9 protein-coding genes are annotated in these 12,228 nt (G+C 65.2%); 5 read left to right on the top strand and 4 right to left on the bottom strand.

Features of this window, described 5'->3' with window-relative positions:
• The first annotated feature begins 379 nt into the window (after positions 1-379).
• The 3 genes from AC1VVK_RS21580 to AC1VVK_RS21570 all read left to right on the top strand — a co-directional run bounded on the left by AC1VVK_RS21580 (position 380) and on the right by AC1VVK_RS21570 (position 3,660).
• Positions 380-1,426: a patatin-like phospholipase family protein gene (locus tag AC1VVK_RS21580; protein ID WP_482905247.1), complete on the top strand. Its 1,047-nt coding sequence runs from the start codon at positions 380-382 to the stop codon at positions 1,424-1,426.
• Positions 1,419-2,873, top strand: coding sequence for a GntP family permease (locus AC1VVK_RS21575; protein WP_482905246.1), 1,455 nt, complete (start codon positions 1,419-1,421; stop codon positions 2,871-2,873). Before AC1VVK_RS21580 ends, AC1VVK_RS21575 begins: the two co-directional genes overlap by 8 nt.
• 106 nt (positions 2,874-2,979) lie before the next feature.
• Complete coding sequence (locus AC1VVK_RS21570; protein ID WP_207904653.1) at positions 2,980-3,660, top strand: VIT1/CCC1 transporter family protein; 681 nt, start codon at positions 2,980-2,982, stop codon at positions 3,658-3,660.
• On the opposite strand, the gene AC1VVK_RS21565 is transcribed toward AC1VVK_RS21570, so the two are convergent.
• Genes AC1VVK_RS21565 through AC1VVK_RS21550 form a run of 4 tightly spaced genes read right to left on the bottom strand, consistent with a single transcriptional unit; the run spans position 3,633 to position 10,069 of the window.
• On the bottom strand, positions 3,633-6,689 hold the full coding sequence (locus tag AC1VVK_RS21565; RefSeq protein ID WP_482905245.1) for an efflux RND transporter permease subunit: 3,057 nt from the start codon (positions 6,687-6,689) through the stop codon (positions 3,633-3,635). The genes AC1VVK_RS21570 and AC1VVK_RS21565 overlap by 28 nt on opposite strands.
• Positions 6,686-7,729, bottom strand: a complete 1,044-nt coding sequence (locus tag AC1VVK_RS21560; RefSeq protein WP_482905244.1) for an efflux RND transporter periplasmic adaptor subunit — start codon at positions 7,727-7,729, stop codon at positions 6,686-6,688. Before AC1VVK_RS21560 ends, AC1VVK_RS21565 begins: the two co-directional genes overlap by 4 nt.
• Complete coding sequence (locus AC1VVK_RS21555; RefSeq protein WP_482905243.1) at positions 7,726-9,066, bottom strand: TolC family protein; 1,341 nt, start codon at positions 9,064-9,066, stop codon at positions 7,726-7,728. The genes AC1VVK_RS21560 and AC1VVK_RS21555 overlap by 4 nt, the downstream gene beginning before the upstream one ends.
• A gap of 10 nt (positions 9,067-9,076) precedes the next feature.
• Positions 9,077-10,069: a YncE family protein gene (locus AC1VVK_RS21550; RefSeq protein WP_482905242.1), complete on the bottom strand. Its 993-nt coding sequence runs from the start codon at positions 10,067-10,069 to the stop codon at positions 9,077-9,079.
• Between the two features lie 150 nt (positions 10,070-10,219).
• Between AC1VVK_RS21550 and AC1VVK_RS21545 the strand changes: the two genes are divergently transcribed.
• Entirely contained in the window at positions 10,220-10,894 is a 675-nt protein-coding gene (locus AC1VVK_RS21545) for a response regulator transcription factor (RefSeq protein WP_482905241.1), read from the top strand.
• Positions 10,887-12,218 (top strand): sensor histidine kinase, encoded by a 1,332-nt coding sequence (locus AC1VVK_RS21540; protein ID WP_482905240.1) that lies wholly within the window; start codon positions 10,887-10,889, stop codon positions 12,216-12,218. Before AC1VVK_RS21545 ends, AC1VVK_RS21540 begins: the two co-directional genes overlap by 8 nt.
• Positions 12,219-12,228: the final 10 nt, after the last annotated feature.

Here is a 12,228-nt window from a genome sequence, read left to right as displayed (position 1 = left end):
TCGGCGACGGGTTCCGGAACTGCTGGCTAATGTGGGATCGCAGCCAACAGCGCGGCCCCGACAAATGGTTTGGTCTGCTGCGCAATACAAGGCGCGCCTTCCCAGACCTTGCGCTCTGATGTCATCGGCGCGCTTGCGTCGACCCCGCCGATATCGATTGACATCCACCGCGCGAACAACTCTTATTGCATCGCAACAATTTCACACATCCACGCCTGTCTCTTCACGAAGATAAGGATGGAATGCCGATGCTGATTGTAGTGCAATTTCCGCCGCAAATCCTGGCACCATTCGCACCTCGACCGCGGCTTGAGGAATCACACCTATCCATCTCATTTTTCACGAAGGTATCGCCGCGCGATGCTGGACGTGATCCTGCGTGAGTATCCCTCCGCGCAGCAGAGAACCCAAACTCGTTGACCTCGCGCTTCAGGGCGGCGGAGCCCATGGCGCGTTTACATGGGGTGTACTGGACCGGTTGCTGGAAGAGCCATGGCTCCGGATCGACGGGATTTCCGGCACGTCGGCAGGCGCCATGAATGCCGCCGTGCTCGCGCACGGATATATCACGCAAGGTGCCGAGGGTGCCCGTGAAGCGCTGGAGAAGTTCTGGCGTCAGGTGTCCGAGGCGGCCCGGCTCAGCCCGCTCAAGCGCAGTCTCCTGGATATGCTACTGGGCCGGTGGTCACTCGATTACTCGCCGATCTTCCAGTCGATGGACATCATGGCGCGGGTGGTTTCGCCCTATTACCTCAATCCGCAGGGCTATAATCCGCTGCGGGACATTCTCGCAGACAGCATTTGCTTCGACACTCTGAACGAGAGTCCGATCAAGCTGTTCATCACCGCAACGAATGTCCAGACCGGGCGGGGGCGCGTGTTCCGCAATAGCGAACTGACGCCCGAGGTTCTGCTTGCCTCGGCCTGCCTGCCGACAATGTTTCACGCGGTGGAAATCGATGGCGAGCCCTATTGGGATGGCGGCTATTCCGGCAATCCCACACTGACCCCGCTCGTGCGGGACTGCGATTCCGAAGACACGATCATTGTTCAGGTAAATCCGGTGAAGCGGCCCGGAACCCCCTGCACGGCCAGTGAAATCGCGAACCGCCTCAACGAGGTTTCCTTCAACGCGGTGCTTCTCAAGGAATTGCGGATGATGGCCCTGCTGCATCAGGTCTCCGCCGCAAACGTGGAAGGGGCGACCGGCGAAGGCGCGAAATGGGCGCATATGCGCATCCACCGGATCGCCAGCGATGCCATGCTGGATCTGGGATATTCCTCCAAGCTCAATGCCGAATGGGCGTTTCTCCTGCATTTGCGAGACATTGGCCGGGCCGAGGCGAACACGTTCCTGGCCGAACACGGCAATGCCATCGGCAAGCGATCCTCGTTCGACATCAGCGAGTTGCTCGACAGTGTCTGAAGCGCTGAGTTTTGTCGGCATCATCGTGGGCCTGGGCACCTTGATGCTGTTCGCCTTTCGCGGGTGGAGCGTCCTGTTCCTCGCGCCTGCCTGCGCCCTTCTGGCTGCGGCATTTTCCGGGTTCCCCCTGCTGGCAAGCTGGACCCAAGTTTTCATGGGCAGTGCCGCCGGCTTTTTGGGCCAGTTCCTGCCGCTCTTCCTGCTTGGTGCGACTTTCGCAAAGCTCATGAACGATAGCGGCTCGGTCAATACGATTGCCGAATTCATGTCGGCCCGACTGGGGCCCGACCGGGCCATTCTGGCCGTGGTCCTTGCCGGCGCGCTGCTGACTTACGGGGGAGTCAGCCTGTTCGTTGCATTCTTCGTGCTGGTGCCGATGGCACAAGCCATGTTCAAGGCGGCGGACATTCCGCGCCGACTGGTTCCGGCAACGATCATCCTTGGCACATCCACTTTCACGATGACGGCTCTTCCGGGAACGCCCGCCATCCAGAACGCGATCCCCATGCCGTTTTTCGGCACGACGGCATTCGCCGCGCCTGGGCTTGGCATCATCGCCTCGGCCTTGATGCTGGGAATAGGGCTGACATGGCTTCAGCGTGCCAAGTCCGTCGCGGTGGGCAGCGGCGAAGGCCACGGGCAGGCGCGCTTGTCCACGCCCGATACCGCAAAGATGCGCGAACATACGATTACGGCCTCCAGCTTCGACCCTTCCGAGGCCCAACATCCCGTGGCCGCCGCCAGCCAACCGTCGTTCGCCATTGCCCTTATCCCGTTCGCGGTGATGGTCTGCACCAACCTCATCCTGTCGCTTGTCGTGTTCCGGGGCCGCGAAGCCACGTTTCTGGCCCGGCACGAGTGGGGCCAGACGACGCTCGGCGCGGTAGCGGGCCTATGGTCCGTACTGGCAGCGCTAATATTGGCGACGGTGACCGTGGTGGCGCTGAACCGGACGCGGCTCACCAATCTGCGCGGCACGATCGACAGCGGCATGAATGCGGCCGTGCTGCCCGCCATGAGCGTAGCCAGCCTTGTCGGTTTCGGCGCGGTGATTGCGACGCTCCCCGCCTTCATCGTTGTCCGCGAATGGGTGCTGGGCCTCAACGGTGGCCCTCTGGTGACGCTGGCGGTAGCGACCAACCTGCTCGCCGCCCTGACCGGATCGGCGTCCGGCGGACTGACGATCGCGCTCGAGGCCCTTGGCTCAACGTACATGGACATCGCCCGGCAGAGCGGCATCGATCCGGCCCTGATGCACCGCGTCGCCACGATCGGCGCGGGCACGCTTGACATTCTGCCCCATAACGGCGCCGTCATCACGCTGCTTTCCCTGTGCGGAACCAACCACCGCGAAAGCTACCGGCTCATCGCCGAAGTGGGCATCATCGGCTCGCTGATCGCACTGGTGGTGGTCATTGCTCTAGGCGGATTTTTCGGCTCCTTCTGAGCGATTAGCCCCCTGCGATTACTCGACAATCGGCCCGCCACTGTGCGATGCTCCCGCCACGGAGAGTTTCACCGCACAGGAGCGGATCGTGAAGCGAAAGGTTCTGGTGTCCGAGCTGCGCCAGTATCTCCAGGATCGTAAATCCCGGCGCACGTGGAGCCTTGCCGCGCGGGACGGCATCATCGCAACGGCCGGTATCCTGCTTGGCTTCACCGGCGCGGGAGCGGGCGACAGGACCTTGATGTTGGCCGCCACTGCCGCAACTGTCGCCGGGGTGCTCGCCGCCGGAGGCGCGGAGTGGTCGGAGGCCGCTTCCGAACGGGAAGCGCAGCTCAATGCACTGGAAGTGGAAATAGCCGAACTCCAGAAGCAGAAGAGCGTCCAGGAAGCCGAAATCGTCGAATATTACCGCAAAAAAGGGCTGAGCCAGGATCTCGCGGTCAGGGTTGCCAGCGAGCTGATCGTACGCTCGCCCTTGAAAACGGCGATGGAAAGCGAGCACGGCATCCTCAAGCTGACCTCACAGGCCGAAGTCGTACTGACCGGCGTATCGGCTGCCATCGCCTACTTTCTGGGCGCCGCCATCCCGCTCGTCATGACCTTCTTCCTGCCAGTCGACATCGAAGCCGAAGTGATTTTCGTGGCGGCCCTCGTATCGCTCACGTTTATTTCATTCATCGGCGCGCGGGTGGGAGACATGGATGTCTCCCGCAACGTCATCCGTACGCTCGTGGTCGGTGTCGGGACTATCGCCATCAGCTACGCCGTGGGAGAAATCGCCTTCTGACGCTTGCCGCCGAATAGCAGTAGCAGAGTGGGCAGCAGCGTCAGCACCAGCGGCGCTCCGATCCCAAGCCCCGCGATGATGGCCGTCGCCAGCGGACGTTGCAGGCCAGAACCGCGCCCCAGCCCCGAAGCCAGCGGCAGCAAGGTCAGTATCGCGATCAGCGCCGACATCACGATCGGCCGTAGCCGCGCCCGGCCCGCTTCCAGCAAGGCAGCGGCATCGACCGGGGCGTCCGGAACGAGTTCGGCCAGATAGAAGATCGCCAGTTCCGTAATCATGCCGATCACCATCGTCAGCCCCATCAGCGCCGAGATGTCGAGTTCTGTGCCCGTCAGCCACAGCCCCACGAACACGGCCGCGGTCGATAGCAGCACCGTTCCGATCACGGCGGCGGTAAAGGCCCAGCGCTCGAACAGTAAAGTCAGCAAGAGGGCCGAGAGCAGCAAAGCGGCAACGAAGACCGTGGTCAGATCCGAAAAGCTCTGCTGCTGCTGGGCGTAAAGCCCGCCGTAATCGACGCGCACGCCGGCGGGCAGGCGCAACGCGGCCACTGCGGCCTGGACTTCGCTCATGCCCGTGCCGAGATCCTTGCCCTCAAGCCGCGCGGTAACCGGAATGAACGGCGCCAGATCCTCGCGCGTGATCTGCCGCTGTCCGGCGGCGATGCTGATCGCGGCAATGGAGCGAAGCGGCACTGTACGGCTATCCGGCGCACGCAGCGTGAGCGCACCGAGGGCGTCCGCACGCTGGCGCAGTTCCTGCGGCAGCCGAACGCGCACATCGATCACTTGTTCGCCCGCCAGTATTCGGGTGGCGATAGTGCCGCCCACTTGCGATTCCACTTGCCCGGCCACCACTGCGGGATCGAGGCCCGCCATGGCCGCAGCCGCGCGGTCGACCTTGATGATGATCGCATCGCCCGCGACCCGCAGCCCGCTTGCCACCTCGACTACGCCGTCGATCTTGCCGAGCGCGGTGACCACTTTTTCGGCGCTCGCCTCCAACTGTGCCGGGTCGTCGCCGAACAGCTTGACCTCGATGGGCTGCGGGACCGCTGTGAGGTCTCCGATCAGGTCTTCCATCAATTGCGCCGTCTCGATCTCAAGCCCCGGAACGCGCGTCTGCACTTTCTCCCGGATATCGGCCATCACCGCTTCGATGTCGCGGCGCGATCCTCCCTTGAGGCGAATGAAGAAATCGCCCTCGTCCGCCTCGGTGAGGCCGCCGCCCAGTTGGACGCCAGTACGGCGCGAATAGCTCGACACTTCGGGCGTCTCGCGGATGATCGTCTCGACCTGACGCAACAGCCGATCGGTATCGTGCAGCGCGGCGCCCGGTTTCGCCCGGTAGTCGAGGATGAAGCCGCCCTCGTCCATCACCGGCATGAAGCCGGATTCGAGGTGGCTCCAGGCCAGGAATCCCGCCGCCGCGAGGATCGCCGCGCCCACGCCGGCAACCAGCATGGGCCGCTGGAAGGCTCGCCCGGCAAGCTGATGATACCGCCGCCCGATCACTTCGGTGAAGCGATCAGCCTTGTCGGCAGCCTCGGCATCCTTGCGGGTCAGCCAGCGTTCGGCAACGAGCGGAAGCACGAAGCGTGCGTAGAGCAACGACACGACCAACGCAGAGGTCATCGTCACGGCCAGCGCCTTGAAAAAGCCCCCCGTCACGCCGGAAATGAAGGCAAGCGGCAGGAACACGACGATCGTTGCCATGGTCGATCCGAACAGCGGCCGTGCCATTTCGCGCGCGGCAGCGAGCATCGAGGGGCGCTCGTGCTCCTCACCGGCTTCCTGCAACCGGCGCATCAGATGCTCAAGCATCACAACCGCGTCGTCGACTACCAAACCGACCGCCGCCGCCATGCCCCCCAAGGTCATCATGTTAAAGCTCATGCCCAGCGCCAGCAGCGCCAGACAGGTCGCGGCCAACACGGCGGGGAGCAGCGAGGCGGTAATCACCATCAGTCGCCAGCTTCGCAGGAACAGGAACAGCACCAGTCCGGCAAGGATCGCGCCCAGCAGGATCGCATCGCGCACCGCATTCGCGGCGCCGGTCACCAGTTCGGACTGGTCGTAGAAGAAGCTGATCTTCACGTCCGCAGGCAGCGCGGCGGCGTTGAGGCGCGTTTCCACTTCGCGAACGAGCTTCACGGCATCGGCGGTCGGGGTCTGGCGGATGTTGACCAGCACGGCATCGGTGCCGTTCGAGGTAACCCGCGTCCAGGCGGGCGCAGGTGCGCGGCGGATCGTCGCGACCTGACCGAGCGTGGCAACGCCAGCACCGGCCGTATCTCCAGCCTTGATCGGGATCGCGGCCAGATCGCCCTCGCCCGTCAGCCGATTGTCGACAAGCGCGAGGTAGAGTCGGTGACGGTCCTCGATCCGGCCGACGGCGGCGACGCTGTTGGCGCTACCAAGCGCCGTCGCCACGTCCGAAACCGTCAGTCCCAGCGCCCGAAGCCGCGCGGGATCGACATCGACCGCGATCTCGGGCGAGGATCCGCCGACAACGTCGACGCCCGCGACGCCGGGCACCGTCGACAGCAGCGGCCGCAATTTGAGCTGCGCCAATTGCGCCAGCGCGACACCGTCGCGCTTGGTCGACGTCAGCGAAAGGCCGAGGACAGGAAAGATCGTCGGGTCCGAACGGCGCACGCTGAAGCGCGTGCCCGCCGGCAAATCGGGCAGGATCGTCGCCAATGCGCCCTGCGCCGCGAGCGTGGCGGCCGCCATGTCATCGCCCCATCCGAAGCCAAGCGCGATCTCGGCCGAGCCCCGACTGGTCGTCGAACGGATCTGGGTGACGCCGGGAATCTCGCGCAGCGCGATTTCGGCGGGGCGCGTGATATCGGCTGCCATCTGCCCAGCATCGCGCTCGCCCGCGTCGATGGCGACGACGACGCGCGGATAGTCGATGTGTGGGAACAGCGTTACCGGAAGCCGCGTTGCGGCGACCAGTCCGGCAAGGGTGACCAGAAATACGCTCAGCCAGATCGATCGCCGGTGGCGCGAGAGAATGCCGCTCACTTGGGGCTGCCCTCGCGCACCTTCATGTCATCCTCAAGTGCGGTTCCGCCCTCCGTCACGACCCGTTCACCCGCTTGCAGGCCCTTGAGGATGCGAATGCGATCCCCGACCGAGCTGCCGGGAAGAACGTCGCGTGCCTTGGCGATCCCACCCTGCACGACGAAGACATAGCTGCGCCCACCATCGTCGAGCAAAGCGGCATAAGGAATGGTAATGCCGGTGATCGCGGCTCCGGCCGACAGGGTCGCGCGCAGCGGCACGCCGGCGGCCGGCGCCAGTCCCTTGGGCAGGCAGACGAACAGCCCCGCAAGCCGCGTGGCGGGATCGACCTGCATATCGACGCCGACGACGCTCGCGGCAACCGAGGCCCCTCCCCCAACGGGCTCTATGCGGATCTCCTGACCCGGCCGGATACGTTGGGCCAGCGCCGGATCGACGCCGAAACGCGCGCGCAGATCGCCGGGCGCGGCTATAGTCGCAAGGACGGTACCTGCGGCAAGTTGGTCCCCGGGTCTGGCCGTGAGGCCCTGCACCGTCCCCGCAATCGATGCGCGCAAGGCAAGGCCGTTACCGGCAAGGCCGAGATTGGCCCGGGTCGCGCTCGCTGTCTGGGCAGCGGCACGGGCGGTCTCGACGTCGGCATCGCTGGCAAGGCCATCGGCCCGCAGGCGCACCGCGCGCTGGTAGGCGGCCTGCGCCGCGGCGACATCGCTGGCCGCCTTGGCGATCTCAAGCCGCGTGGCCGGACTTGCCTTTAGCGTGGCGATTTCCTGACCTGCGGCAACGGCGGTTCCGGTCGGCGAAACGACCCGCGCCACGATTGCCTCTGCGGGCACGACCAGCGCCTGAATGCTGCCGGGGCTCGCCTCGGTCGCGCCAAAGATGGTGACCTCATCGCTCGACGTACCGCTCTCGGCGGGTGCCGTACGCACTAGCGCGACTGGCTCGGGCGTGGCTCCATCGGCTCCATCGGCTCCGTCGCCACCGCTTCCGCAACCGGCGAGCAGCAGGCATGAAAGGAGCGGAATACATGCCTTCATCGGGTCCATCCTTCGCTGAGACCACCCGAAAGCAATTCAAGAGCGATGGTCTGCTCTGCGATCTGTTGATCGAGTTGGAGAAGCGCGAGGCGGCGGTCGCGCAGCGCCTGCCCAGTCGTTTCGGCCGTGGCGAGCGCGAGGTCACCCCGTTTCATGGCGCGCTCCGACGCTTCGGCATGGCGCTCAAACGCGGGCATCTCGGCAACAAGCGCTTCGCGTTGACGGCGCAGCAATGCCAGCCCCTGAACCGCCGCGTCGATTTCGGCACGCGTCTGGAACAGCCGCGCATCATATTCCGCGCGAAGCTGTTCGCGCGTCGCCTTGGCAATCGCGATATTGCCGCGATTGCGGTTCCACAGCGGCAACGTGAAGCCGATCGCGGGCCCGGCGGTATAGTTGTTGGCCGTGTCGCGCGCGCCGGCCAGTGTCAGCGACAAGTTGGGAAACTGTTCGAGCACGGCCTTGTGCAGATCGGCTTCGGCTACGCCGTAACCGGCCCGCAAGGCCTGAAGATCGAGCCGGCGGTCGAGCGCCTGCGCGACCAGAGTCTCCGAAGACGGCGGCACCGGCGCCAAAGCGGGCGGCGCGAGCTGAAGCACTGTCCCGGGCGGCAGGCCCAGCAACTGGTTGAGATCGGACTGGGCCGTGGCAAGGTCGCGTTCGGCGGAACGGGCCTTGTCGGTAGCGTCGACAAGCGCCTGACGACGGGCGTCGAGATCTCCGCCCGAAACGTCGCCGCGACCGGCGGCACGTTGGGTCGAGGCAAACAAGCGCTCCGCGGCTGCGGCACTTTCCTGCGCGATGGCGAGTTGCCGGGTCAGGGCCTGAACCCGCACCCCCAGCAGCCGCGCCTGCCCGGCCGTGTTCCATTCGGCCCAGGCCAGATCGAGGCGCACCTGCCGCTTGCTTTGCTCACCCGCTTCGCGCGCGACGCGGGCCGTGCGCAACTGGTTAAGATCGAGCCCCAGTTGCGCGCCGAAGCCGTTGAAGATGTCCGGCCCCGACAGGAGTTTGTCGAAATTGCCCTGAAAACTCGGATCCGGGAGCAGCCGGGCGGCAAAGGCCTGTGCATCCGTCACACCGGTTCCGGCGCGCTGGGCCTTTAGGTCGGGATTCTCAAGCACGGCGATCACCGCCAGCGCATTGGGCGTCAGCGGCGCGCCGAGATCGATGGCTTGCGGTGCCAGAAACGGCCGGTCGATCGCCTGCGCGTCCCGCGTCAGTACGGCCGCATCCGGTGGCGCCAGCACCTGCCCGGCCAGTGATAACGGCGCAGGTTGGTAGCTGGCGCAACCGGCAAGCATTCCGATCGCAAGCAAGGGGAGCAGACGAGTCACGGGCGCGCGGTCAGGCCGGTCGAACGACGAGGATATGGAACGACCCCGGCACCGCTGCCGGACGGCCACCAGCCTGCGCGGGCGAGGCAAACCGCGCGGTCGGCAGGTAGATATTGCCCGTTTCCGGATCGAGCGCACCGGTCCGCGCGCCGACTTCGGTCTTCACGCGGCCGACACGGGTGAAGCTCTCGAGCGAGACGATATCGAGCACCCCGTCCTTCCCGCAGGGTACGAAGACAAGCCCGCGCGCCGCATCGAGGATCACCGCATCGGGACCCTGCCCGATATCGACCAGCGCCACCAGCTTGCGTGCCTTGGCATCGACAATCGCCGCCTTGCCATTGGCACAGGCCGAAATCAGCCGCCCGTGCTTGCTATCGAGTGCAAGGCCGGTCGGCCCTTCGCAGCCCGGCATCGCGATGGCTTTTCCGGCCACGCCGTGCGCCAGATCGACCGTCTCGATCTCGCCCAGATCCTCGTCATTAATGAACAGCGTGGCGCCATCGGTGGCCGCATATTCGAGTGCCGGCTTGACCGGGATTGTCCGCAACACACGCATCGCTGTGGTGTCGAAGACAGAGACCGAGCCACTGTCGGAATTCATCACGAAAGCATGCGTGCCATCCGCATCCAGAATGGCCGCGTCGGGCTTCTTTCCGACAGGCACTTTGGCTAATTCACGGCCATCGGCGGCATTGAGAAAGCGAACCGTACCGTCCGTGCCGCTCGTGACCAGCAACCGACCGTCCGCCAGCGGCAGAACGGCGTGTCCGCGCTGCACTTCGCCAATGGAAATTGCGCTGCCGCCGGATGCCAGATCGGCAACCGTCACAGCCCCACCGCGTGCCACATAGAGCCGATGCGCCGCGGAATCGACGCGCGCGTAGTCCCAAGGACCGTCGGGGCCGGCAATTGCTCCGTCCAGTCGATATTGGGGCGCGGGCGCAGCAGGCGCGGCGGCGGTGGTCAGCAAAGCGGCAAGTAAAGCGATAGTCAGGCGCATTGCACTTCTCCTCGTTGAGGTGCATCTGCTCTGTTCGTGTCGTCAGCGCCAGTCACCGAACCATACATTGGGAAAATACAATGCGGTATAGCGCGGATCCAGCATTAACGATTTGCGCGGCAACCCAATCTCAGGGAACCGACCGGCCGGATGCATATCCTCCTCGCAGAAGACGACGACGAAACCGCCGGTTTCATTGAGCGCGGCCTTGATGAACTGGGCCATGCAACAACGCGCGTATCAACCGGCGATGGCGCTGTTCGCGCGGCCACGACCACGGCGTTCGACCTGGTCATTCTCGATCGCATGCTGCCCGGACTGGAAGGGCTCGAAGTGCTGCGACGGCTGCGCGCGGCATCGGTGCGCGTGCCGGTTCTGGTCCTGACCGCGCTGGGCGGCATCGCCGACCGCGTTGCCGGGCTGGACGCGGGTGCCGACGACTATCTCGTGAAGCCCTTTGCGCTTGCCGAATTAGCGGCGCGGATCAACGCGCTGATGCGCCGCGTACCGGTGGACGTGGTGACGCGGTACGAAGTGGGCGACATGACGCTCGACATATTGCGCCGGGAAGTGACACGCAGCGGCCGGACGATCCACCTTCAGCCACGCGAATTCGCCTTGCTCGAACAGTTGATGCGCAATGCCGGACGCATCGTCACGCGCACCATGTTCCTCGAACTGGTGTGGGGTTTTCACTTCGATCCGCAGACCAACATCGTCGAAAGCCATCTCAGCCGCCTGCGCACCAAACTGCGCGAGGGTTTTGCCGACGATCCTATCGAAACCGTGCGCGGGGCAGGATACCGGATGCGCCCCGATGGCTGAGCAGCCCCGTCGCAGCGCCGCGTACCGCATCGCCTTTATCTATTCGGCCGCGTTCGCACTGGCGATCCTGCTGCTCGGCATCGCGGTCTATTTCGCCGCGGACGCCGAATTCCGTCGCGCGCGCGACCGCGCGATTTCCGATGAAGTGACCGCGCTGCTCCACGAAGCCGCCGGCGGCAGCCTTATTGCCGAAGTCCGCGAACGCGAGACAGCCAAAGCCACCGATTCCTTCGGTTACGCCCTGTTCGACCCGCAAGGACGGCGCATCGCCGGCGCGCTCGACACGGTGCGACCGGAGCCGGGCTTCGGCATGATCATCTTCCGCGATCCGCAAGAGGGGCGCGACACCGCGCGCGCCAAGACGGTCCAACTGCCCGACGGCAACCGTCTGGTCGTCGCCATCGATTCCGAGACGGTGGAGGATATAAACGCGACGATCCTGATGCTGTTCGGCGCCGCCTTCCTTGTGGTTCTTGTCATCGGGGTCGCGGGCGCGCTGGTGCTCGGCAGCTATCTGCGCCGCCGGCTTGGCGCTATAAGCAGCACCGCGCGCGGGATCGTTGGCGGCAATCTTGACCAGCGCGTCCCAGTGGGCACGCACCGCGACGAGTTTGACGAGGTGGCCCTCGCGCTCAACACGATGCTCGACCGCATCGCCGGGTTGATGGACAATCTGCGGCAAGTTTCGAGCGACGTTGCACATGACCTGCGCACGCCCTTGCTGCGCTTGCGCAACCAGCTCGAACAGGTCGGCACCGTCGAAGGCGCGGCGGCTAGAGCGGTCGAACAGGGAGACGAACTGCTCAAGCTGTTCTCCGCGATCCTGCGCATCACCGAAGTGGAGGGCGGCGGGCTGGCCCATGGCTTCGCTCCGGTCGACCTGTCCGCGCTTGCCGAGGATGTCGGTGAGAGCTTCCTGCCCGCCGTGATCGACAGCGGCCGCAGCCTGAACACCCGCTCGCTACCGGGCGTCTCGGTTCTCGGCGATCGCGAACTGCTGGCGCAGGCACTCGCCAATCTGCTCGACAATGCGATCGTCCATACCCCGCCAGGCACACGGATCACGCTGACACTGGAGGCGAGCGAAGGGCAAGCCCGGCTCATCGTCGCGGACGACGGACCGGGCGTATCGCCCGCCGACCGAACCCGCCTTACCCAACGCTTCTTCCGCAGCGAGGCGAGCCGAACGACGCCGGGCAATGGCCTGGGGCTCAGTCTTGTCGCGGCGGTTGCGGCGGCGCATGGCGGAGACATCGCCATCGGGAGCGAACCCGGCGGCCTGCGGGTTACTCTCACACTGCCTCGAGTAACCCGCAACTCCTGAGGAGCCGTGC

This window comes from Novosphingobium sp. BL-S-32, from assembly GCF_056857055.1.
The sequence above is the reverse complement of the archived record's forward strand: the minus strand, read 5'-3'. Positions and strand labels throughout refer to the sequence as shown.

Bases quoted from the DNA above. Each gene is read 5' to 3' on its own strand.
- AC1VVK_RS21550 (WP_482905242.1), bottom strand. From the start codon at position 10,069: ATGCGCCTGACTATCGCTTTACTTGCCGCTTTGCTGACCACCGCCGCC.
- AC1VVK_RS21540 (WP_482905240.1), top strand. From the start codon at position 10,887: ATGGCTGAGCAGCCCCGTCGCAGCGCCGCGTACCGCATCGCCTTTATC.
- AC1VVK_RS21545 (WP_482905241.1), top strand. From the start codon at position 10,220: ATGCATATCCTCCTCGCAGAAGACGACGACGAAACCGCCGGTTTCATT.
- AC1VVK_RS21560 (WP_482905244.1), bottom strand. From the start codon at position 7,729: ATGAAGGCATGTATTCCGCTCCTTTCATGCCTGCTGCTCGCCGGTTGC.